The organism is Nonomuraea sp. NPDC049269 (assembly GCF_043197155.1).
In the GTDB taxonomy this organism is placed as follows: domain Bacteria; phylum Actinomycetota; class Actinomycetes; order Streptosporangiales; family Streptosporangiaceae; genus Nonomuraea.
In genome coordinates this window covers 541,218-563,252 of sequence record NZ_JBICSO010000010.1, presented here as the reverse complement: position 1 = coordinate 563,252, position 22,035 = coordinate 541,218, and the positions used below count along the sequence as shown (strand labels likewise).

The following is a 22,035-nucleotide window of genomic DNA, read 5'->3' as shown; positions in this document are numbered from 1 at the left end:
CGTCCTTTCTCAGTGGCGTACGCTTGTCTGGAACCGGTTGCGGAACCGGTTCCATGAAGCCTGACCATAGATTATGAGCGGCCCCGCGCACAAACCCCCGCCGTGAATTCCGTGTAACGACGACTAAGGAGCATCAGTGCCGACACTCGCGGACGTCGCCGCGCTGGCCGGGGTCTCCAAGGCGACGGCCTCCCGCGCCCTGGGCCGGCCGGACCTGGCCGCCCCGGAAACGGTGGCCCGCGTCCGCGCAGCCGCTGAGCAGCTCGGATTCGTCCCCAACCGGGCGGCCACCCAGCTGGCCCGGGGGAGGACCGGCGTGGTCGCCATCGTCGTGCCCACGCTCGACAACACCTTCTTCACCCCGATCATCGGTGGTGCCCAGGCGCGCGCGGCCGACTCGGGCATGCAGCTGACCATCGCGGTGCACTCTCTGGAGCACGCGGCCCAGCTCGCCTCGGTCGAGCAACTCGCGCACCAGGTCGACGGCTTCCTGCTGACCGCGCCCCGAGGTTCGGACGAGATCGTCCGCGCCGCCGCGTCGTACAAGCCGACCGTGCTCATCGACCGCGAGATCGACGGCATGACCTCGGCGGTCGCCGACACGGCCACCGCCTTCGGCGCGCTCGTCACCTGGTTCGCCGAGAAGGGCCACGAACGCATCATCTACATCGGCGGCCCGGCGGGCTCCTGGCAGGATCGCCAGCGCCAGGCGGTCATCCGCGCCGCGGCCGAGTCGAGCGGCGCGACGCTGACCATGCTCGGCCCCTACCCCTCGACGTTCGCCGCCGGAGTGGAGACGGCGGAGGCCGTGGTGGCCGCCGGCGCCACCGCCGTGGTCCCCTACGCGACCTCGATCGGCCTTGGTGTCATGTTCTCCCTGCTCAACCGCGGGATCCGCGATGTCGTGGTCAGCTCGGAGCGCATGATCGTCGAGAGCCTCGGCCTGGGCGACGTCCCCTCGATCGACGTGGACGGCGAAAAGCTCGGCGAGGTGGCCATGGACCAGCTCATGACCCTGCTCGGCGAGCGCAAGGAGCAACCACCCAGCAGACGCCGCCTCACCGTCCCGATCAGCTAGCCGGGCCAGGTCTCGGTGCCGCACGGACGTGCGCGCGCTCGCCTTGTTTCCCGATGAGGCTCAGGAACTCGACGGGGCCGGCGCTGGTGGCCCCGAACCAGTGCGGGGTGCGCGTGTCGAACTCCGCGGCCTCCCCCGGCTTGAGGATGAGGTCGTGTTCACCGAGCACGAGGCGGAGCGTTCCGTTGAGGACGTAGGCCCAGTCGTAGCCCTCGTGGGTGCGCAGGTCGGGCTCGGCGTCGTCGCTTCCGGTCGGGAGGACGAACTTGTACGCCTGGATTCCTCCGGGCCTGCGGGTCAGCGGCAGGATGACCGAGCCGTCGCCGCAGGGGATGGGACGCAGGTTGACGCGGGGGTCGCCGGTCGGCGGCGCGTCGACGAGGTCGTCGAGCGTGACCCCGTAGGCGCGAGCGAGCGGAAGCAGCTGCTCGAGCGTGGGACGTCGCAGGCCCGCCTCGAGCCGGGACAAGGTGCTGATGGAGATGCCGGTCTCCGCCGCGAGGCCGGCGAGCGTGACCTCGCGATGCAGCCTCAGTCGTTTCAACCTCGGTCCGACAGCGTCAAGAGTGCGGTCTATGGTTTCGTCCACCCTTCCATTTTGCCATTCGGCAACGACGTTTGCACATCTGCTTCCTCGATCAGCACCATGAAGCACGAACCGCGAACGAAGGGGACGACCTATGACGCACGGATTCGACAAGGACTTCTGGGAGCGGCACTGGCAACAGGGTCCAGGATCCATGGGCGGCAACCCGCCGAACCCGTACCTCGCTCGTGAGACCAGCGGCCTGACACCGGGCACGGCTCTGGACGCGGGGTGCGGCGGCGGCGCCGAGGCGATCTGGCTCGCCTCCCACGGCTGGCACGTCACCGCGGCCGACATCTCCTCCGAGGCCCTCGCTCGCGCTGCCGAGCGCGCGGCGACGAGCGGGGCGCCCGAGCGCTTGCGGTGGGTCGAGGCGGATCTGAGCGCCTGGAGCCCGGGCGAGCGGTTCGACCTGGTCACGACGCACTACGCCCACCCGGTGATGCCCCAACTGGAGTTCTACGACCGCATCGCCGGATGGGTGGCTCCCGGCGGCACGCTGCTCATCGTGGGGCACCTGCACACCCCGGGCTCAACCGGCCACGGACACCACCCGCCTGCCGAGGCGTCGGTCACCTCCGCGGCCATCACCGCGCGCATGGACGGCGCGGAGTGGGAGATCGTCACAGCGGAAGAGCACCTCCGTACGGTCACCGGCCGAGCGGTCCCTCTCCACGATGTCGTCGTGCGCGCCACCCGCCGCCGGTAAAGGAATCTCATGCGTACGAACCCGTCCGCAGACGCGGAAGCCCCCGATCCGACCATCCACGACCCACGACGACGACGTACGATCTTGGTCGCGGTCTGCATCGCGCTCATGGCGGTCATCGCTTCGGTGTCCGGGCTGAACGTCGCCCAGCCGGAGCTCACCGTCGCGTTCGACGCCTCGCAAAGCGAGGTCTTGTGGTTCATCAACATCTACACCATCACTCTGGCCGCGGCGCTCCTGCCGCTCGGCGCGATGAGCGACCGGTGGGGCCGCAGGCCGGTGCTGCTGGCCGGCCTGCTCGTCTTCGGAACAGCGAGTGCGGCGGCCGGCCTTGCCACGTCATCCGAGCTCATGCTCGCCGCGCGTTTCCTGAGCGGCGTCGGCGCAGCGATGATCATGCCGGTCACCCTCGCCGTCATCACCTCGACCTTCCCGGACGAGGAACGCTCCAAGGCGATCGGCGTGTGGACCGGCGTCGCCGGCGGTGGGGGCATCTTGGGGATGTACCTGTCGGCCGTCCTGGTCGACGTGGCGAGCTGGCGGTGGCTCTTCGTCCTGCCGGTCGTGCTCGTCGTCGTCGCCGTCGTCATGGCGCTGCGATCCATCCCGGACTCACGCGAGGAGTCAGGGCACGGGTTCGACGTCGTCGGTTCGCTGTCGTCCGTGGTCGCGGTGGTCGGGCTCGTCCTGTTCCTTCACGAGGGCCCCGAACGAGGCTGGACCGCGCCCGCGACGCTCCTGAGCCTCCTGGCCGGCGTCATCGCCGCTGCCGGGTTCGTGGCCTGGGAGCTGCGCCGGCAGGCTCCGCTCCTCGACGTCCGCCTGTTCCGCGAGCGAGGTCTCGCGAGCGGCTCCGTGTCGCTCCTGGCGGTCTTCGGCGTGCAGGCAGGGATCTTCGTGGTCCTCTTCCCGTACTTCCAGGCGGTCCTCGGCTGGTCCGGCCTTCGCTCCACCCTGGCGCTCATGCCGATGGCGCTGCTGATGATGTTCGCCTCCGGCCTCGCCCCGCGGGTGGCCGCGCGCATCGGCAGCCGCTCGACGATGGCCTCAGGGATCTTCCTGGGCGGCGCCGGGCTGGCCCTCATGGCCACCTCCGTCTCCGTCGACGGCGGCTATCTCTCGATCCTGCCCGGCATGCTCGCCATGGGACTCGGCATGGGTGTGACGATGACACCCTCCACCGAGGCCATCACCACCGCCTTGCCACGCGCGCGTCAAGGTGTCGCGTCCGCGCTCAACGACGTCACCCGGGAGTTCGGCAGCGCGCTCGGTGTCGCGCTGCTCGGGGCGGTCCTGACCGCCGGCTATCGCGGCGCCATCGACTCCCGGCTCGACGGAGTGCCGTACGACGCCGCCGCCACCGCCCGCGAGGGCGTCGCCAACGCCCTCGCGGCCGCCGACAGGGTCGGCCCTCAGGCGCGGGCGCTGACCCGAGCCGCCCAAGAATCCTTCGTCGACGGCTGGCAGCAGGCCATGTGGGCAGGCGCGGTGGTGATGGCGGTCCTGTTCGTCTACGTTCTGGCGCGGGGTCCGCGGTAACGGACCCAGGGTCGCGCTATCGAGGGGGCAACACACAGAACTCATTACCGTCGGGATCGGCCATCACCACGTGACCGGCCCCGTGCCGGCCGAGGTCGATCTGAGTCGCCCCGAGGGAGACGAGCCGGTCGACCTCCGCTTGCTGATCGCCGTCCGCAGGTGGAGCGAGGTCGAAGTGCAGCCGGTTCTTTCCGGTCTTCGGCCTCACCGGCGGGCCGCCCCACGTGATCTTCGGACCGCCGTGCGGTGAACGGATCGCGGTCTCCTGATCCTGGTCCCAGACCAACGGCCAGCCCAGCGCTTCGCTCCAGAAGTAGCCGACCTCCTGCGAACCGTCGGACGCGAGCGCCCCGATGAATCCGCAGTCGGCGAGGAAGTTGTTGCCCGGCGGGATGACGCAGAACTCGTTGCCCTCGGGGTCGGCGAGCACCACATGACCCTCCTCCGGCAGTTGCCCGACGTCGATGTGCTGGGCGCCGAGTGCGAGCGCCCTCGCCACCGTCTGCTCCTGGGCCTCGTAGTTGCTCGTCAGATCGAAGTGGATCTGGTTCGGTTCGGTCTTCTTCTCCTCGGTCGGAAGACAACGGATCCGGAACCCGGTGTCATCGTTCGGCAGGAGCGTGATGCCCTCGTGGGGGTCGTCGGCCATCTCCCAGCCCAGGACTCCGGCCCAGAAGCGCGCGAGACCGAGGGGATCGTTCGCATCGAAGCAGAGCGCGACAAGCTGCGAAGTCATAGAGCATCTCCAATCCGCTGACCCACCCGCGCAGACAGGACACGTCCTCCTGGCGCATAACGCGGCAACGCTAGCCCGCTCATTGACGGCGACGCCAACGATTTTGCGGCAGACGGCGATGCTTCCGGCCGTAAGCCGCAGGCAGGCCCGGACTACGACGACGGGCCGGGCGACTGAAGCTTGCGGCGCAGGTCGCCCGTCTGGGGGTGGCCGAGCTCGCGGAGGATCTCGTACGCCTCCAGCCAGCGTTCGCGGGCGGTCTGCCAGTCGCCGATGGCCTCGCTCACGTCGCCGAGATGCCCGAGCAACTGGGCGCGCAACCCCGGGCTCTCCATCGTGCCGATCCGGCGCAGACCGCTCTCGTAGTGCCTGATCGCCGACTCCGGATCGCCCAGCCGCTGGTGGAGCACGCCCAGCGTGTCCCAGGTGACCACTTCGTTGGCCAGGTCGCCCGCCCGTTGTTGCAGTTCGAGCGCTCGTTCGTGGTACGACAGGGCCTCCTGGCAGGCGCCGATCTCGGAGAGGTACCAGCCCACGGCGAGACTGGCCTTGCCCGCCCAGAGCGGGTCGTCGAGCTCGGTGAAGAGCGACAACGCCTGCTCGGCCTGGTTGAGCGCCTGCTCACGGTCCCCCTGCAGCCAATAGACGTAGGACAGCACGAAACGGCTCTCCGCCTCGCCTGCCCGGTGTCCGGCGGCGAGGCTCAGGTCGAGCGCCTGCCGCATGTGGTCGTGCGCGTCGTCGAACCGGTCGAGGCGGCCGTGCACCGCACTCAGGAAGCGGTGCGCGTGCGCCGCCGCGGGCCGGTCGGTCAGAGCGGTCGCCGCGCGCAGCGCCACCGCCCACGCCGCGCCCTCGTCCTGCCAGCGCCGCTGGTCGTTCAGGAACGTGTCCAGCGCCCAGCTCAACTGCCAGGCGTGCCGATGCATACCCTCCTCCTCGGCCTGCCGCAGCGCGGTGAGCAGGACCGCCTGTTCGGTTCTCAGCCAGTCCAGAGCGGCGGGCAGGTCGAACGCGCGTTTCGGCTCGACGCCGTCCGTGGGCTCGGCGAGGGTCATCGGGATGGGCGCGCGCACCGGGTTCAGCACCAGCTCGGCGTGGTACGCGGTGTGCGTGTAGTGGTCGAGCAGCCGGGTCAGCGCCGCCTGCCGCGCGGCCTCGGACTCCTCGGCCATGGCACGTTCACGGGCGTAGGCGTGCAGCAGGTCGTGCGTCCGGTAGCGGCCGGGCGCGTGCTCGATGACCAGGCTGGCGTGGGTCAGTTCGGCCAGCGTCCGCCGGACCTCGGACAGCGCCCGTCCGTCCAGCGCGGCCACCGCCGCCACCGCGATGTCGGCGCTGGTGGCGAGCCCGAGCAGCCGGAACAGCCGGGCGGCGGCCGGGCTCAGCGCGTCGTAGGACCAGGAGAACACGGCGTCGATCTCCAGGGCCGCGAGCCGGCCGCCCGGGTGGCGCAGCTCGGCGGCGATCGCCGAGGGCGGGAAGCCGGTCAGCCGTGCCCGCGCGCCGACCAGCGCCAGCGCCAGCGGGAGCCGTCCGCACGCGGCCACGATCGCCGTCACGCCCGCGGGATCGGTGCCCGTGCCCAGCCGGCGGCTGAGCAGTTCGACCGCCTCTTCGACCTCCGGTACGTCCAGGCGCAGCGCGGTGGCGCCGGTCTCGGCGACCAGGGCGGTGAGCTGATGGCGGCTGGTGACGACCGTACGGGCGGCGGGGCCCCCGGGCAGCAGCGGCCGGACCTGGTCGGCGTCGCGGGCGTTGTCGAGCACGACCAGCAGGCGGCGGCCGACGGACCGGCTGCGGTAGAGCGCCGCCTGCGCGTCGAAGCCGGACGGGATGCGGTCGGGCGGCACCCCGAGCGCGTCCAGGAATCCGCGGATCACCTCGGCGGGATCGACCGTCGTGTGGTGGGAGAAGCCGCGCAGGTCCACGTAGAGCTGGCCGTCGGGATAACGCGGCGCCGCCAGGCGGGACCAGTGCACGGCGAGCGAGGTCTTGCCCACGCCCGCCGGCCCGGAGACGGTGACCACCGCCGCCGTGGCGGCGTCGAGGGCACGCAGCGCCGCGGCACGGCCGGTGAAACCGTCGACGTCGCCGGGTAACTGCGCGGGCGCCGGCGGATGACCGGCGTCCGGTTGCGCGGCGAGCTGGAAGGCGGCGCGGTCCGCCGGGGACAGTTTCAGGGTGTCGGCCAGCACCCGGACAGTGCTGGCCCGGGGAACCGTGACGCGGCCGGACTCGATCTCACGAATCTGCCGCTCGCTGACGCCGGACAGCGCGGCCAGTTCCTCCTGTGTGAGCAGCGCCTGAACCCGGAACTCGCGCAGCGCGTCGCCGAACATCGATCCCCTTCCGGCCGGTTCACAGTACGCGATCATGTCCGCGCGCCCGCAGCCTAACCGCCGGTCAACCGCCGGTCGAGCGCCTGCCGTCCGGACTGCCGCGACTGGTTCCCTGAGGGGGTCTCACCCACCGGCCTGACGGGATGCCATGGGCACTATTCGGATGAGAACCATCACGCTTCTGCTCCTGTTCATGTGCGCGTTGCTCGCGGCACCGGGCGCCGACGCGTACGCCACCACCCCGACGAAGACGGACAACGGCTGCGACCGCATCAGGCACCGATTACCGTCACTCGCCCGCCAGGGCAAGAAGAAGGCCCTGTGCGTCGCACCGGTGACCCAACCGCCCTCCACGTCGGCCCTGACCACGGCGAGCGTCGCCGCCACCCCGCCACCCCTGCCCGCCTGGTGCATCGACCCCCCTGACGACCAGACGAAGAGCGCGTGGAAGACCAGGCGATTCGCCTCCTGCCTGATCAACTACGCGACGGTCAGCCTCTACGACACCGCGACAGGGGCCCTGCTCGGCCGCACCACCTTGAACTACATCCATTACATCGCCATGTTCTACGACAGCCTCGAACTCACCGACGTCTTCGCGATCGTGCGCTTCAACTCCCAAGGCGCGCTGACCTCGGATGACGCCATCGGTTTCCGTCTGGCGGTCAGTTGCTCCTACGGCTGCACGGCGGGCGACTTCGGCCCGGCGATCACGCTGCCGGAGAACTCCCCGCAATACCTGACCCCGCCCGTACCCCATCTGGTGAACGTGCCCGGGAACGGGGAACGCACCATTCACACCACCTACGATCCGCAGGTGACGCATCCGGGCGGCGACACGGAGGTTGTCAACGTCTTCCCGCCCGAGAAGGGCCCCTACCCCTCGCCGGACATTCGCTGCGACAGGATTCTCAGCGGCGCCGGCTGCGTCATACCGACCTTCCTCCCCACGCTCAGCGGGCTGACTGACTACCCGCAGGTCAGGGCGCACATCAGGACGGCGCAGGCTGGCGGGCTCCCCGGAGCCCCGGGGACCACCCCGCTCCACCGGCTGGCCAACGAGGACAAGGCCGACGAGAACCGGCGAATCGCCTGCCCCGACTGGCGGCCCCGTCCCACGGGATACACCTGCGACGAATACCCCATGGCGCGTACGTGGGAGGGCGCCTCGACGAGCGGCGGCGCGTTCAGCTGGGCCATGGTCCCCAGGGACGAGAACGAGGGCGCCGGAGGGAAGTACGGATCCCTCGTCCGCTATCAGCGACTGCTGGACCACGACGGCTTCTGGGTCGATCCCAACTGATCACGCACATTTCGCCAATGAAGGGACAGTCATGAGTGCTGGAAAGTCAACGACCTCCAACCGGTTCGTGAAGATCATCCTCGCCGTGATCATCGGCGCGGCGGCCGGGGCCGTCGTTCCGGTCTCCGCCGCGAGCGCCACCCCGTCCGAGTGCGACCAGTCCGGGATCCCCGACTACTACCAGGTCGTCGTCGGCTCAAGCCCCGATCTGGGCGACCGCAGACTCCAACTGTGGAACGGCGGCGCCTTCAACTACAGCTACGCCAGGCTCTCACCCCGCTATTCGGGCGAGCAGGTCTGGGCGGACCGCAGTCTGCAGGGAATGCCCAGCAGCCTGCCCATGCATCCCACCACCGAACAGGTCAACGCGAACGGCGGCTGGAAGCAGTGCGGCCCCTTCTCCAGTTCGGAGAGCAGCCTCGTCCTGAACTGGAACACCAGCCAGCAGCGGCACTACGCGGTCCGGGCCTGCGCGCGCACCGCGATACTCGGTAGCTTCTGCGGCAACTGGTACATCGACCGGAGCTGACCGGCCGGCCCCGGTCACCTGACTCGTCTTGCTCCACGGCCCCGTTCCCGCTCTGGGAACGGGGCCCTCCCGTTAGTGGCCGGGCGCCTGCCGCGGCGCTCAGCCGACGGCAGCGCCGAACCACTTGGGCAACTGGCCGAGCAGCCCCTGCTGATCGTCACCGACCCAGGCCACGTGACCGTCCGGCCGCAGCAGCACCGCGGGCACATCCAGTTCGTCACTGACGTCGACGACGTGGTCGACCCGGTCCGCCCAGCCCGCCACCGAGAGCCGGCCGGTCTGGTCGAGCAGCAGCCCGCGGCCGCCGTGCATCAACGCGTAGAGGCGCCCTCGCTTCAGCTCCACGTCCCGCATCCGCCGGCCGAGCAGTTCGTGCCCCTCGCCGAAGTCGTAGCGCACCCCGATCCCAGTGATCTTCTCGACCAGGTACCGGTTCACCTCCTCGAAGTCCATCAGTTCCGACAACAGCCGGCGCACCGACTGGGGGCCCGGCTCCAGGGACAGCAGCTCCATCCCCGCGCGGGTGTTGTTCAGCACGTCGGCGGCCACCGGGTGCCGTTCGGTGTGGTAGCTGTCCAGCAGCCCCTCCGGTGCCCACCCGCCGACCTCGGCGGCCAGTTTCCAGCCGAGGTTGAACGCGTCCTGGATGCCGAGGTTGAGCCCCTGCCCGCCGACCGGCGGGTGGGTGTGCGCCGCGTCGCCGGCCAGCAGCACCCGACCGGTCCGGTAGCGCTCGGCCAGCCGGGTGGCGTCGCCGAAGCGGGAGAGCCAGCGCGGTGAGTGCGCGCCGAAGTCGGTGCCCGCGGTGGCCCGCAACTGCTGCTTGAACTCCTCGAGGGTCGGCGGAACCGCGCGGTCCTCGGCCACCCCATCGGCGGGCACGACGACGCGGTACACCCCGTCCCCGAGAGGTCCGGCGCCGAACCGCAGCTGGGTCTTGCGGACCTCCGCGACGATGGCGGCGACCGTCGCCGGATCCTCGGTCAGCTCCATCTCGCCCAGCAGCGTCTCGACCTTGGTGGGCTCGCCGGGGAAGCCGACGCCGAGCAGCTTGCGCACCGTGCTGCGGCCGCCGTCGCAACCGACGAGGTAACGCGCGCGCAACCGCGTGCCGTCGGCCGGCTCGACGGTCACCCCGTGCTCGTCCTGGCTCAGCCCGACCAGCTCGCAGCCGCGCCGGATCTCGACACCGACCTCGGTGGCGTGTTCGGTCAGCAGGCGCTCGGTGGTGGTCTGCGGGATGCCGAGGGTGTACGGATGCGCGGTGTCCAACCGGTCGGGCCACGGCTTGGCGATGCCGGCGAAACCACCGCCCGTGAACTGCTTACCGAGGGCGAGGAACCGCTCCAGCAGACCGCGCTGGTCCATTACCTCGATGCTGCGTATGTGCAGACCGAGCGCGCGGACGTACCCGGTCGGCTCCGTGTCCTTCTCCAGCACGAGCGCGTGTACGCCGTGCAGCCGCAACTCGCTGGCCAGCATCAGGCCGGTCGGTCCGCCGCCGGCGACGATCACGTCAATCATGAACCCCCCACTCCACGAGGTCGCATTCCGGCCGGCTGCTCCGCGCGGTCCGGATTTCCGCAGGTTCTGGCCTCGGCCGCCGATTCTGCAGCACGACCCGGGCCTTGCCGCAAGCCCCCCGGTGCGCTATAGGTTGAGAGTGGCAGGGAGTTGCGTAACTCCTTTTTTCAGGAGGAATGTCACCAGGTGACGGGTAACTCGTAGGCCCCGCAGACGAATCCGTCGTGCTTGAAGGGGATCTGCTCCACCTCGGTGGCGAGCGCCAGGGTGGGGAGCCGCCGTAGGAGCGCGGGGTAGGCGACTTGCAGTTCCATCCGCGCCAGGGGTTGTCCCAGGCACTGGTGCACCCCGTACCCGAAACTCACGTGGAGCCGGGCGTTGCGCTGGAGGTCCAGCAGGTCCGGGTCGGGGAAGACGGACGGGTCTCGGTTGGCGGTCTCGTTGACGATGATGATCCCCTCGCCGGCCCGGATGACCTGGCCGGCGATCTCGATGTCCTCCAGCGCCACCCGCCGCAACCCGCCGTGGGTGATCGGCCGGGACAGCTCACCGGCCTTGACCCGCTCGACCAGCCCGGAGAGCAGGTCGTCGCCGGGCTTGGCGAGCTTCTCGCCGATCAGCTCGTCCGCGATCCGCTGGGTGGCCGGCCGCATCGCCTCCACCCGCTTGATGGTGAACGCGGAGGTGACCATGCGGTGCAGCCGGGCATGATCGGGATCGTCCATCATGATGAAGCCGATGCCGCCCGAGCCCTCCTTCGCCATGCTCTCCGCCAGCAGGGTGAGGCTGATCAGCAGCATGCGCCGCTTGCCGTACATGTCGCCCAGTCGCCCCACCACGGGGGTGGCGATGGCGGCGGCGAGCAGAGTGGCGGTCACCGCCCAGGAGGCGGAGGCGCCCAGGAGCGAGGGGAGCCTGGGGACCAGCGGGATCACCAAGGTCTGCATCGACGCCGTCACGATCCCGGCGAAGGCCAGGACCGCCACGATCGCGCCCGACCGCGGCGGGGCGGATGTCCTGGAATCAGCGGGTCCGGCAAGGACTTGGGACACGGGGGAAGCCTCCAGTTAGGTGAGAGCAGCCGACATCAAAGTAAACCGCACGATTGATTTAATTAAACCGTATGATTGATTTGGGTGGGTGCGACGGTTCCCTACGATGCGGTGAGGGTCGAGATCGAGGAGACGGTGATGGCGGGTAGGACGGTACGGCCCGAGCGGGGCGGGGCGACCCGGGAGTTGATCCTGGCCACGGCGGAGCGGTTGTTCGCCGAACACGGTGTACACGCGGTGTCGAACCGCCAGATCAGTGAGGCGGCGGGTCAGGGCAACAGTGCCGCGGTGGGCTACCACTTCGGCACGAAGGCGGATCTGGTCCGTGCGATCGCCCGCAAACACGCCGACCAGATGGAGGAGCTGCGGGTGTGGATGGTGGCCGACGCCGCCGGCTCCACGGATGTCCGCGATTGGGTGGACTGTCTGGTGCGCCCGTTCATCCGGCATCTGGCGGCCCAGGGCAGTCCCACCTGGTACGCGCGGTTCCGTGCCCAGGTGATGGCCGATCCGGCGCTCTATCAGATCACGGTCGAGGAGTCGCTCCCGTCGCCCTCGCTACGGCTGCTCGTGGACGGCCTGAACCGGTGTATTTCCGATCTGCCGCCCGCCGTGCGCGAGGCACGCTGGGCCATGGCGCGTCATGTGATCGTGCACATGTGCGTCGAGCGGGAACGTGCCCTCGCCGAGGGCACATCCACCCTCCAGCCGAGCTGGGACGACCTCGCCGCCAGTCTGATCGACGCGATCGTCGGACTGTTGCAGGCTCCGGTGACGCGTCACTCGTGATCGGGGGAGGGGAGAAGGGGCCTCTCTGAGCTTGTGATTCAACCCGGCGCGACGGACTCGCGGTTGCGGACGGGCATCGGAACCCGGTGCACCTGGCCCGCCTCGGTGTCCGCGGGGTCGCGCTCGATCTGGGTGAACAGCACGTCCACCGCCTTGCGGCCCAGCTCGTAATGGGGCAGCGCCACGGTGGTCAGCTGCGGCCGCACCCACGAGGCGAGGGGATGGTCGTCGAAGGAGACGACGGAGACATCGGCGGGCACCTTGAGCCCGAAGTCGTCGAGCGCCTGGTAAGCACCCATCGCGATCCGGTCATTGAAGCAGATCAGCGCATGCGGCTGGGCGGTCCGCAGGAGGTCCCGCGTCGCGGCGAGGCCGTACTCCGGCTGCCAATCGGGGCAGGTGCGAGCGCCCGCCACCTTGACGCCCGCCTCGCCGAGCGCCTCACGGATGCCGACGAGCCGTTCCACCGCCGCGAGGCTTTCGGCGGGCACATCGCGCAGGCCCGGACCGGCGCCGATCAGGTAGATGCCGTCACGGTGGCCGGCGTCGAGCAGAACGCGGGCCGCACGGCGGCCGGCCTCGACCTCGTCGGGCAGGACGGCGGGCAAATGGGTGGGCTGCTTGGGCAGCGCGTTGAGCAACACGGCGGGCACGGCCGTCACGGCCTTGGGTATCTTGATGGTGCGGGTGAACATCGAGGCCAGGATGAGCCCGTCGACCTGGCGGTCGTGCATGGCCTGGAGCAGGAGGCGTTCAAGCTCGGCGTCGCCTTCGGTCTCACCGATGAACAACATGAAACCGCGCTCACGGGCGGCCTCTAGCGCTCCCTTGATCATGTCACCGGCCAGCCGCGAGGTGGCGACGGTGTCCGAGACGAAGCCGATCGTCCGGGAACTGCCCGTACGCAGCCCGACGGAGACGATGTTGGGCCGGTACTGCAACTCCTCGGCGGCCCGCAGCACACGCTCCTCGACATCCTGAGAGATGCGCAGTTCACGGCCGCGGCCTGACAGCACGAGCGAGGCTGTCGGGCGGGAGACACCGGCGGCCTTGGCCACATCGGCCAGCGTGACCCGTCGTGGGCTCACCCAAAATCTCCGATCGTCAAGAGTGTGTTACGGGGGGTTGACATCGTACGACGCGCATGGTGAGACTATCGGGCGCTAACCCGATTTAGCAACGGAGTCGGGACATCAGCCAGGTGCCGATTGTCCCAAGCAGCAGAGGAGATGCACATGGCTCGTCGAGTCCGCCCCGGCAGGTCCGGTGCCGCGCTTGTGATCGCCATGGGGACGCTGACCGCCGCCTGCGCGGCTCCCGGCAGCAACAGCCCGCAGCCCAAGGCCACCAGCACGTCGTCGATGTCCGCGGCGCCCACCTGCGGCTCGGCGCCGATCAAGCTCAACGGCTACTTCGAGACCGGCTTCCCGCTGCCCAAGACGCTGACCACCGAGTTCACCAAACAGCACCCGAACGTCACCTGGGATATCCGCGAGGACCAGTTCGCGGTCATCACGCAGAATGCCCCGCGGGTGCTGGCGGACAACCCGCCCGACCTGATGCGCCTGCCCCAGGTGTCCGAGCTGGTCAAGGACAACCTGCTGAAGAACCTGGACGGTTATGCGACGGCGTTCGGCTGGGACAAGTGGCCGGCCTCGCAGCTTCAGCAGCTGCGCCTGGGTCCGGGCGGGCGGCCGCGGGGTGAGGGCTCGTTGTACGCCCTGGGGCTCAACTTCAGCATGACCGGCGTCTTCTACAACAAGAAACTCGCCGCCCAGATCGGGATGTCCACGCCGCCCACCACGCTGGCGGAGCTCGACCAAGTGCTGGACAAGGCCAAGGGCGCGGGCATCACGCCCATCCTGCAGTTCAACGGCGGCGCCACCGGCGGCCTGGCATTCCCGCTGCAAAACCTCATGGCCTCTTACGGCCCTGCCGGGCCCGTCAACGACTGGATCTTCCAGAAGCCCGGCGCCACCATCGATACCCCGTCGAACCTGCGGGCCGCCCAGCACCTGGACAAATGGGTCAAGGCAGGCTACTTCCCGAAGGACGTCAACGCGCTCGACTACGCGACCATGATGAGCCGCTTCATCGACGGCCAGGGCCTGTTCATGTTCAACGGCGACTGGGAGTCGGGCAACCTCGACAAGCAGATGCCGGGAAACGTGGGTTTCCTGCTGATGCCGCCGGCGCAGCAGGGCGGCAAGCTCGCCGCCATGTCGGCACCTCTCACCTTCGGGATCGCCGCGAACGCCAAGAACGCCGACTGCGCCGCCTTCTTCCTCAACTGGGTCGCCACCGACAAGCGGGCTCGCGAGATCGGCGTCGAGGTCGGCGGATCGCGTCCGATGGGACCGGCTGAGGCGTACATGCCGGCCGTGGCAGCGGACAAGGTCACGGCGAGCACTCTGGCGGCCGGGGCGGACATCGCCAAGGACAACGGCGCGATGGACTTCATCGCCAACGCCACCGGCGCCATCTACGCCAAGAGCTGGACGCCGCAGCTGCAGAAGCTGGTGGCCGGGCAGCAGAGTCCGCAGGAGCTGCTGAAGACGGTCCAGGCCGACTACGCCGGCCAGCTCGAAGGGAACTGAGGCAGTTGATGACCCGCTCCGCCGGCTCCCGATCCGCGCACCGGCGGCCGGTCGCGACCAGGCTGCGCGACGCGCGCGGCTTGGTCGGCTGGCTGTTCGTCGCCCCGGCGCTCGTGTTCTACGCGGTGTTCGTCCTTCGCCCGATCACCCTGACCTTCCAGTACTCGCTGTACGAGTGGAACGGCATCGGCGCCTCCACCTGGGTGGGGCTGGCCAACTACGGCAAGGTCTTCACCGATCCGGACCTGTCCGACTCGCTGGTGAATGCTTTCCAGCTGATCGTGTTCTTCAGCGTGATCCCGGTCGTGCTGGGCCTGGCCATCGCCGCGACGATCCGGCGGATCGCCGCAAGCAGGCTTGCCCTCGTGGCCCGGACCGTGCTCTTCCTGCCGCAGGTCATCCCGCTGGTGGCGGCCGGCATCGCGTGGAGCTGGCTGCTGGCCTCCACCGGAGTGATCAACCAGTTGCTCTCGCTCATCGGCCTCGGCGGGGTGACCCGGGCCTGGCTGGGCGACTTCGCCACCGCTCTGCCGGCGGTCGGCATGATCGGCGCATGGGTGCTGCTCGGCCTGTGCACGCTCCTGCTGCTGGCCGGCATGAGCAAGATCGACCCGGCCCTCTATGAGGCCGCCCGGCTGGACGGCGCCGGAGCATGGCGGGAGTTCGTCTCCATCACGGTGCCCAGCCTGCGCCAGGAGATCGCGGTCTGCGTCACTGTGACCGTGATCGCGGCTCTGGCCAGCTTCGACATCATCTACATCTCCACCCAGGGCGGCCCCGGCAACACGACCATGGTTCCCGGCTTGCAGATCTTCTACCTGGCCTTCTCCGAACGCGAGGTGGGCCTGGCCTCGGCCCTGGCCGTGGTGCTCATGGTCCTCGTGATCGCCTGCGCCCTTCCCATCCAGTGGTTCGCAAAGGACGGCAACCGATGATCATCGCAGGGCGGGAGGCCTGGACCGGCCGGCTGCTGCTCATCCTCATGATGGCGGTCACGCTCCTGCCGTTCCTCAGCCTGTTCGTCACCGCCCTGCACCCCTCGGGCACCTACCCGGCCGGGTTGGCCTGGCCCGACGACCCGCAGTGGGGCAACTTCCTGCGGGCCTTCGAGGTCGCGAACATGGGCGAACTGCTGAAGTCGAGCGTCCTCATCGTGCTGGGCGTGGTACCGATCTCGATCCTGCTGGGCACCATGGCCGGCTTCGCCATCGGCCACCTGCGCGTGATCGGCGGCCGCGTCATCTTCCTGCTGTTCGTGCTCGGTCTGACCCTCCCCTTCGAGGGCATCATCACGCCGCTGTACTACCAGGTCCGCGACATGGGGCTGTTGAACACGCGCTGGGCCATCATTCTGCCGCTCATCGGCCTGTTCATGCCGTTCTCCGTCTTCTGGATGCGCGCCCATTTCGTCAACATGCCCGGCGAGCTGTCCGAGAGCGCACGGATGGACGGCGCCAACGTGTGGCAGCTGTTCCGGCGCATCCACGTCCCCCTGGCCATGCCGGCGATCTCGTCCCTGGGCATCCTGCTGTTCCTGTGGACCTGGAACCAGTTCCTGCTGGCCATCGTCCTGGTGGACGACCCCACCAAGCGCACCATGTCCGGCGCCTTGGGCGCCTTCCAGGGCCAGTGGGGCACCGACATCCCGCTGCTGTGCGCCGGATCGCTGCTGATCCTGACGCCCACGCTCGTGATCTTCCTCATCTTTCAGCGCCACTTCGTCAAGGCCCTGCTCCAGGGCTCCCTGAAGGGCTGACGACCGGTAGGCCCCAGCTGGCTCAATCACCTCCCACGAGTGTAAGAAGAGGTCATCCATGGTTCAACGAGGACGGCCAGGAGCGGCGACCGGATCCCGCGTGCTTCAGAGACCGGCCGGTGGTCACCGCCGCCGGCAGGGTGCCACGTGAGCGGTGGCCGACCGGCGCGCTGGACCCGCCGGCACCTCGATCTGCTTGCCGAGAGCGGCGTGACCACGGCGCCCGTCATCGACCCGGCGGCCGTACCGCGGATCCTGCCTGACCACGACCTCTGGGACCTGTGGCCGGTCCAGGAGGAGGACGGCTCGACGAGCGTGACCGGCGGCTACGAGCTGTGGATGGCCCTGTCGGCGCCCGCCCTCGGGCACCCCGAGAAGCGCCACGATCAGGCCCGGATCCGCCTGCTCGGCAAGAACGGTGGGCAGTGGAAAGACCTGGGCGACGCCTTCGCCGACGGCGCCTCGCCCGGCAGCCGCGAATGGTCAGGATCGGCGGTCCGCCGGTCCGACGGCACCGTGTCGGTGTTCTACACGGCCGCCGGACGGCGCGGCGAAGCACGCCCGACGTATCAGCAGAGCGTCATCGAGACCCAACCCGTCCTGATCGCCGACGACCGCGGCCGGATCCTGCTGCGACAAGACGCCGGGCATCGAGAGGTCCTGCGCTCCGACGGCCGGATGTACCTGCCGGCCGACGAGGCCGACGGGGCGCCGGGCCGTATCAGGGCCTTCCGTGATCCCGGCTGGTTCCGGGACCCGGCTGACGGGCGCGACTATCTGCTCGTCGCCGCATCCACCGCCTGGAAGGATGGCTTCACCGGTGCGATCGCCCTCGCCGAGTCACGGGGCGACGCCTGGTCGCTGCTCCCGCCCCTCCTCGTCGCCGAAGGCGTCAACCACGAGCTCGAACGACCGCACGTCATCGTCCACGACTCCTGGTACTACCTCTTCTTCTGCGCCCAGCGCCACACCTTCCACCCGGCCGGCCGTGCGCCCACCGGGCTGTACGGCTTCGCCGCGCCCAGCCTGACCGGACCGTACGAACCGCTCAACGGATCCGGGCTCGTGCTTCAGAATCCCTCTGTCGAACCCGACCAGGCCTACGCCTGGCTGGTGCTGCCGGACCGCCACGTGGTCAGCTTCGCCAACTACCGCTCCCACCAGGGCATGGACCTCCGATACGCGGGTGCAGCGCAGGCACGGGCCGGCTTCGGCGGCACCATCGCCCCGATGCTCAGACTCACCCTGGACGGCATGAGCGCCTCTGTCGTCCCAGCCGCGACGGATTCGCGGAACGGTTCTTGACGTAGGCACCCCGAGGGCGCCGTCGCAGGGCGGCGGGCGATCCGGCCCTCGGAGCGTGGCGGAACGGAAACGTACTGAAGGTGCGCGATGTGCGGGCGGCCGGATCGACGGTGCGACGGCGGTGATTCCGCAACGGCCGCGGCGTGGTTCGAGGCAGGTGGGACCTACGGACGACTGACCCGGTCCACCCATACGCGAGCCCACCTGGGATCAGCATGGCGACACGCGGGAACCTCCGTCCGTCCAGCTATCTGAGTAAATCATGTGATTTATATTTAGGGGAGTACGGGCCCGCTGAGGAGGGGACCTGAGAAGGAGTCCTGATGAGGTGATGGCGATGGTCGGCAAGACGATCCGGTCGGAACGGGGCAGCGCGACGCGAGACGTGATCCTGGCCACGGTGGAGCGGCGTCCACCAACTCCCTGTCACCTGGTGACCCGTCAACCATCGCGGAGCAACTGCGCGGGTTCCGGTCCGGCGCTCGCGTGGTACGCGGCAGCACCCGCGAACGCCGCCGCGATCAACAACATCACCAAGAACGCCGGCCCAGTCGGCACCAGCGCGAAGTTGTGGATCAAGCCCGCGATCGCCATGAACTGGACGCCGGCCAGCAGTTCCAGCCGGTCGTGCGTCACCTGGGACTCAACGACGAGCAACACCAGCAGCACCGGTAGATAGGCGGGTACCCACGAACTTCCAGGACCGCTGCCGTTCTGGAGGTTGAGGACGCCGATGGTGACCAGAACCGTGGCCGTCATACCGAGCACGATCGGCCGCCAGGCTATCTGTCTCCCCGGGTCCAGGCCCACGCGGAAAATGAGCGCGCCGATGAGGACCAAGACTGTCATCAACACGATTGTCGGGCCGTCCACCTCAGCCACCGGGATGGGAATCGCCAGGTCGATGACCATCGCTGTCACTGCCAGCAGGCCGGTGACGGCCGCGACGACCCTGGCCGGGCCCTCCAGGGCCAGGGCCATCTCCACGAGCACCACCAGCAGGATGAGCACGATGCCGGTGAGGGTCAGCAGCGCCTCGAACGGGGCATGGAGGCGATTGACCGCGATGATGTGGGCGAACAGGCCCACGTGGAGCGCGCGTCCGCGCCGAGCTGCTCGCGCACCCACGGGCGGAGCGGACCGAGCCGGAAGCCGAGGATGATCTGGATCGTTCCATGACTGCGGCGGTGGCCTGATGACCTTCATGCCGGGCGCGGGACGGCGGACAGCGGGCTTTGGCCGATCCACGAGGGGATGGCCCGGCGTACATCGGCGGGACCGGAGACCGCGACGCCGCCAGGCGGTGCACGGCAGCCCGCAGGTGCGCGACGCCTCGACGTTGTGGGCGGCACCGCCTTCTTTCGGACCTCGCCGCTGGAGCGGGCCTACCGCGACGTCCGCGGGGGCCCTTCCATCCGATCAACCCGGAGGCGACCCTGGCCATGGCCGGGACCGGCGCCCTGGCGGACGCCAAGCGCGTGTCTCGGTGAACCGACCTGGCCGCCTAGCATGGAGGCATGGGCGCTGACCTGGTGACCCTGTTCCTCGGCGGCGACGTCATGCTCGGCCGCGGTGTGGACCAGGTGCTCCCGCATCCCGGTGATCCCGCCCTGCGTGAGCCGCACATCGACGACGCGCGCACCTACGTCGAGCTCGCCGAGGCGGTCAACGGGCCGATTCCGCGTCCGGTCGACTTCTCCTGGCCCTGGGGCGACGCGCTGTCGGTCCTCGACGCGTACGCGCGGGACGTCCGGGTGGTGAACCTGGAGACGAGCGTGACCAAGAGCGATGCGTTCGCTCCGGGCAAGGCGGTCCACTACCGCATGAACCCCGACAACCTTCCGTGCCTGGCCATGGTGCGGCCCGACGCCTGCGCACTGGCGAACAATCACCTGCTGGACTTCGGGCGCGCCGGGCTCACCGAGACGCTCGACGCGCTGGCCTCGGCCGGGCTCGCGGCGGCCGGGGCGGGGCGGGACCTGGACGAGGCGCGTCGCCCGGCGACCGTGCCCCTGCCAGGAGGCGGGCGCGTGCTGGTGTTCTCGTTCGGCATGCCCTCCAGCGGCGTGCCACCGGACTGGGCGGCGGCCGCGGACCGCTCCGGCGTCGACTTCGTCCCGGAGCCGTCGCCGGCCGCCGCGGCCGCGATCGTCGAGCGGGTACGGGAGGCGAAGCGACCGGGGGACATCGTGGTGGCCTCCATCCACTGGGGCTCCAACTGGGGGTATTGGGTCGCCCGGGAACAGGTCCTCTTCGCGCACGCGCTCATCGACGGGGGCGTCGATGCGGTGCACGGGCACTCCTCGCACCATCCGCGCCCGATCGAGGTGTACCGCGGCCGGCTGGTCCTCTACGGCTGCGGCGACCTGGTCGACGACTACGAGGGGATCAGCGGGTACGAGGAGTACCGCGACGACCTGCGGCTGCTCTACCTCGCCTCACTCGATCCGGACACCGGACGGCTCGCCGCCCTGCGCATGGCGCCCGTGCGGGCCCGGCGCATGCGGCTCTGCCACGCCGACCCCGGCGACGCCGAGTGGCTGCGCGCGACCCTCGACGAGGCCGGACGCGGTTTCGGGCGGCGGATCCGCGGCGAGCCCGGCGGCATGCTCGTCCTGGCGGAGGCCTGATTGTGGCGGGCTCCCCGCGGACCCTGGCGCGCGACCTCCAGGCAGCGGGCGTCCGCGACGAGCGCCTGCTTGAGGCGGTGCGGACGACACCGAGGGCGGACTTCGTGCCCGCCGACGCGATCGGCACGGCCTACCAGGACGCCCCGCTGCCGATCGGGCATGACCAGGTGACCACCCAGCCCTCGCTCACGGCCAGGATGATCGAGGGGCTGGCTCTGTCCGGCGACGAGCACGTGCTGGAGGTCGGCACGGGGCTCGGCTTCCAGACGGCGCTGCTCGCGCGCCTGGCCGCCGACGTCGTGTCCGTCGAGCTGTGGCCCTGCTTCTCCGAGCAGGCCCGGCATAATCTCGCCCGCCACGGCATCGGCAACGTGGAGCTGCTCGTCGGGGACGGCAGCGGCGGCGTGCCACAGCGTGCCCCGTACGACGCCGTCCTCGTGTCGGCCGCCTTCCCGCGGGTCCCGGCGCCGCTGGTCGAGCAGCTCGGGGTCGGCGGGCGCCTGGTGCAGCCGATCGGCCCAGGGGGACGGGAGGAGGTCGTGCTGTTCGAGCGGGTGGCCGCCGGGCTGGAGCGCCGCGAGATCCTCACCCTGGCCCACTTCGTCCGCCTCCGCGGCTCGTACGGCTATCCGCTCTCCTCCGCCCCGCGCTATTAATCTACAATGTAAAGGCGAACTCAACTGCCGGGCCGGTGTCCCTCGGCATGCCCAGCCGGGTCGATGGCGTCGAGTAGCAGGTCGAGGCCGGTGTCGAAGGTGGCGGCCGGGCTGGGGTGGGTGGCGTCGTCGACGACCCAGGCCAGGGTGGGATAGCGGCCGGTGGCGAACATGCGGGTGAGATACGGGCGGGTGGCGTGCTGCCACTCGCGCTCGGTCATGCCGTCGGCGCGTTCGACACGCCGCTCGGCGATCTCCATGCGGATCGCGCCTACCAGGTAGGCGCGGACGGCGCCGACCGCGTCGCGGACGGTGTCGGGGTCGTCGAACCCGGGGGAGCCATGCAGTGCGGCCATAGATGCCTCCAGGTGGGCGAGCGCGTACGGGCCGAGGTGCGGGCGGCCGCCGAGCAGGTCGGCGAACCACTCGTGACGCAGCGCGGCCTGCCGGGTGCGGCGCGCCAGGGTCCGCAGCGCGGCCCGCCAGTCGTCGCCAGGACCGGGCGGGTGGATCTCCGCGTACACGGCGTCGACCATGAGGTCGAGCAGTTCCTCCTTGGTGGCCACATAGCGGTACAGGCGCATCGGGCCCGCGTCGAGCTTGGCGGCGACCTTGCGCACTGACACCGCGGCCAGCCCGTCGGCGTCCGCGAGCGCGATCGCCGCGCGCACGATCCGGTCCCGGTCGAGCCAGATCGGCACCGCCCGATCGGTAGGCTCCGGCCGCTCCCACACCAGCAGCGGCTCACCCGCCGCATCCCGTACGTCATCGGCCTCGTGCTGGTCCGCTTCCCGTGCGGCGTCCTCCGCAGGGTGGCGGCCTGCCGCCCCGTCTCGTTCGACCATTGCGCTCTCCATCTATCGGTTAATACAGTATCTTTGCTCGATACAGTGTATCGAGCCAT

At 69.8% G+C, this 22,035-nt stretch carries 20 protein-coding genes; 12 read left to right on the top strand and 8 right to left on the bottom strand.

Annotated elements, in window-relative coordinates; translation table 11 throughout:
- Positions 1–136: 136 nt before the first annotated feature.
- Positions 137–1,078, top strand: coding sequence for a LacI family DNA-binding transcriptional regulator (locus ACGFNP_RS49025; RefSeq protein WP_358327768.1), 942 nt, complete (start codon positions 137–139; stop codon positions 1,076–1,078).
- Here ACGFNP_RS49025 and ACGFNP_RS49020 read toward each other — a convergent pair.
- Positions 1,071–1,667, bottom strand: a complete 597-nt coding sequence (locus ACGFNP_RS49020; RefSeq protein WP_358327766.1) for an XRE family transcriptional regulator — start codon at positions 1,665–1,667, stop codon at positions 1,071–1,073. The two genes, ACGFNP_RS49025 and ACGFNP_RS49020, sit on opposite strands and share 8 nt — an antisense overlap.
- A 91-nt stretch (positions 1,668–1,758) precedes the next feature.
- On the opposite strand from ACGFNP_RS49020, the gene ACGFNP_RS49015 reads away from it, so the two are divergent.
- Together ACGFNP_RS49015 and ACGFNP_RS49010 are read left to right on the top strand one after the other, a co-directional pair.
- Positions 1,759–2,373 (top strand): class I SAM-dependent methyltransferase, encoded by a 615-nt coding sequence (locus ACGFNP_RS49015; protein ID WP_393330013.1) that lies wholly within the window; start codon positions 1,759–1,761, stop codon positions 2,371–2,373.
- 9 nt (positions 2,374–2,382) lie between these two features.
- Positions 2,383–3,912, top strand: a complete 1,530-nt coding sequence (locus tag ACGFNP_RS49010; RefSeq protein WP_393330011.1) for an MFS transporter — start codon at positions 2,383–2,385, stop codon at positions 3,910–3,912.
- A gap of 16 nt (positions 3,913–3,928) precedes the next feature.
- Here ACGFNP_RS49010 and ACGFNP_RS49005 read toward each other — a convergent pair whose 3' ends face one another.
- Together ACGFNP_RS49005 and ACGFNP_RS49000 are read right to left on the bottom strand one after the other, a co-directional pair.
- The gene (locus tag ACGFNP_RS49005; RefSeq protein ID WP_393330009.1) at positions 3,929–4,648 is read right to left on the bottom strand and encodes a VOC family protein; all 720 of its coding nucleotides are present in this window, start codon (positions 4,646–4,648) and stop codon (positions 3,929–3,931) included.
- Positions 4,649–4,800: 152 nt separating this feature from the next.
- Complete coding sequence (locus ACGFNP_RS49000) at positions 4,801–6,990, bottom strand: ATP-binding protein (RefSeq protein WP_393330007.1); 2,190 nt, start codon at positions 6,988–6,990, stop codon at positions 4,801–4,803.
- A 163-nt stretch (positions 6,991–7,153) separates the two neighbouring features.
- Here ACGFNP_RS49000 and ACGFNP_RS48995 point away from each other — a divergent pair, with 163 nt between their 5' ends.
- Together ACGFNP_RS48995 and ACGFNP_RS48990 are read left to right on the top strand one after the other, a co-directional pair.
- Entirely contained in the window at positions 7,154–8,293 is a 1,140-nt protein-coding gene (locus tag ACGFNP_RS48995) for a hypothetical protein (protein WP_358327756.1), read from the top strand.
- A gap of 31 nt (positions 8,294–8,324) precedes the next feature.
- Positions 8,325–8,822, top strand: coding sequence for a hypothetical protein (locus ACGFNP_RS48990; protein ID WP_393330006.1), 498 nt, complete (start codon positions 8,325–8,327; stop codon positions 8,820–8,822).
- Between the two features lie 99 nt (positions 8,823–8,921).
- On the opposite strand, the gene rox is transcribed toward ACGFNP_RS48990, so the two are convergent.
- Positions 8,922–10,346: a rifampin monooxygenase gene (rox, locus tag ACGFNP_RS48985; RefSeq protein WP_393330004.1), complete on the bottom strand. Its 1,425-nt coding sequence runs from the start codon at positions 10,344–10,346 to the stop codon at positions 8,922–8,924.
- Positions 10,347–10,525: 179 nt separating this feature from the next.
- A complete protein-coding gene (locus ACGFNP_RS48980; protein ID WP_393330002.1) occupies positions 10,526–11,398 on the bottom strand; it encodes a cytochrome P450 in 873 nt (290 codons plus the stop codon).
- Between the two features lie 138 nt (positions 11,399–11,536).
- Between ACGFNP_RS48980 and ACGFNP_RS48975 the strand changes: the two genes are divergently transcribed.
- The gene (locus ACGFNP_RS48975) at positions 11,537–12,187 is read left to right on the top strand and encodes a TetR family transcriptional regulator (protein WP_393330000.1); all 651 of its coding nucleotides are present in this window, start codon (positions 11,537–11,539) and stop codon (positions 12,185–12,187) included.
- Positions 12,188–12,225: 38 nt separating this feature from the next.
- Here ACGFNP_RS48975 and ACGFNP_RS48970 read toward each other — a convergent pair whose 3' ends face one another.
- On the bottom strand, positions 12,226–13,275 hold the full coding sequence (locus ACGFNP_RS48970) for a LacI family DNA-binding transcriptional regulator (protein WP_358327748.1): 1,050 nt from the start codon (positions 13,273–13,275) through the stop codon (positions 12,226–12,228).
- Between the two features lie 147 nt (positions 13,276–13,422).
- Between ACGFNP_RS48970 and ACGFNP_RS48965 the strand changes: the two genes are divergently transcribed.
- The 4 genes from ACGFNP_RS48965 to ACGFNP_RS48950 all read left to right on the top strand — a co-directional run bounded on the left by ACGFNP_RS48965 (position 13,423) and on the right by ACGFNP_RS48950 (position 17,845).
- The gene (locus tag ACGFNP_RS48965) at positions 13,423–14,784 is read left to right on the top strand and encodes a hypothetical protein (RefSeq protein ID WP_358327746.1); all 1,362 of its coding nucleotides are present in this window, start codon (positions 13,423–13,425) and stop codon (positions 14,782–14,784) included.
- Between the two features lie 8 nt (positions 14,785–14,792).
- On the top strand, positions 14,793–15,719 hold the full coding sequence (locus tag ACGFNP_RS48960; protein WP_358327744.1) for a sugar ABC transporter permease: 927 nt from the start codon (positions 14,793–14,795) through the stop codon (positions 15,717–15,719).
- Positions 15,716–16,540 carry a carbohydrate ABC transporter permease gene (locus ACGFNP_RS48955; protein ID WP_393329997.1) on the top strand — a complete coding sequence of 275 codons (825 nt, stop codon included), beginning with the start codon at positions 15,716–15,718 and terminating at the stop codon, positions 16,538–16,540. The genes ACGFNP_RS48960 and ACGFNP_RS48955 overlap by 4 nt, the downstream gene beginning before the upstream one ends.
- A 147-nt stretch (positions 16,541–16,687) precedes the next feature.
- Positions 16,688–17,845: a glycoside hydrolase family 68 protein gene (locus tag ACGFNP_RS48950; protein ID WP_393329995.1), complete on the top strand. Its 1,158-nt coding sequence runs from the start codon at positions 16,688–16,690 to the stop codon at positions 17,843–17,845.
- Between the two features lie 441 nt (positions 17,846–18,286).
- On the opposite strand, the gene ACGFNP_RS48945 is transcribed toward ACGFNP_RS48950, so the two are convergent.
- On the bottom strand, positions 18,287–18,973 hold the full coding sequence (locus ACGFNP_RS48945; RefSeq protein ID WP_393329994.1) for a hypothetical protein: 687 nt from the start codon (positions 18,971–18,973) through the stop codon (positions 18,287–18,289).
- 389 nt (positions 18,974–19,362) lie between these two features.
- On the opposite strand from ACGFNP_RS48945, the gene ACGFNP_RS48940 reads away from it, so the two are divergent.
- Both ACGFNP_RS48940 and ACGFNP_RS48935 read left to right on the top strand, forming a co-directional pair.
- A complete protein-coding gene (locus ACGFNP_RS48940) occupies positions 19,363–20,475 on the top strand; it encodes a CapA family protein (protein ID WP_358327736.1) in 1,113 nt (370 codons plus the stop codon).
- Between the two features lie 2 nt (positions 20,476–20,477).
- On the top strand, positions 20,478–21,131 hold the full coding sequence (locus ACGFNP_RS48935) for a protein-L-isoaspartate O-methyltransferase (RefSeq protein WP_358327734.1): 654 nt from the start codon (positions 20,478–20,480) through the stop codon (positions 21,129–21,131).
- 20 nt (positions 21,132–21,151) lie between these two features.
- On the opposite strand, the gene ACGFNP_RS48930 is transcribed toward ACGFNP_RS48935, so the two are convergent.
- Positions 21,152–21,976: a TetR/AcrR family transcriptional regulator gene (locus tag ACGFNP_RS48930; protein ID WP_393329993.1), complete on the bottom strand. Its 825-nt coding sequence runs from the start codon at positions 21,974–21,976 to the stop codon at positions 21,152–21,154.
- Positions 21,977–22,035: the final 59 nt, after the last annotated feature.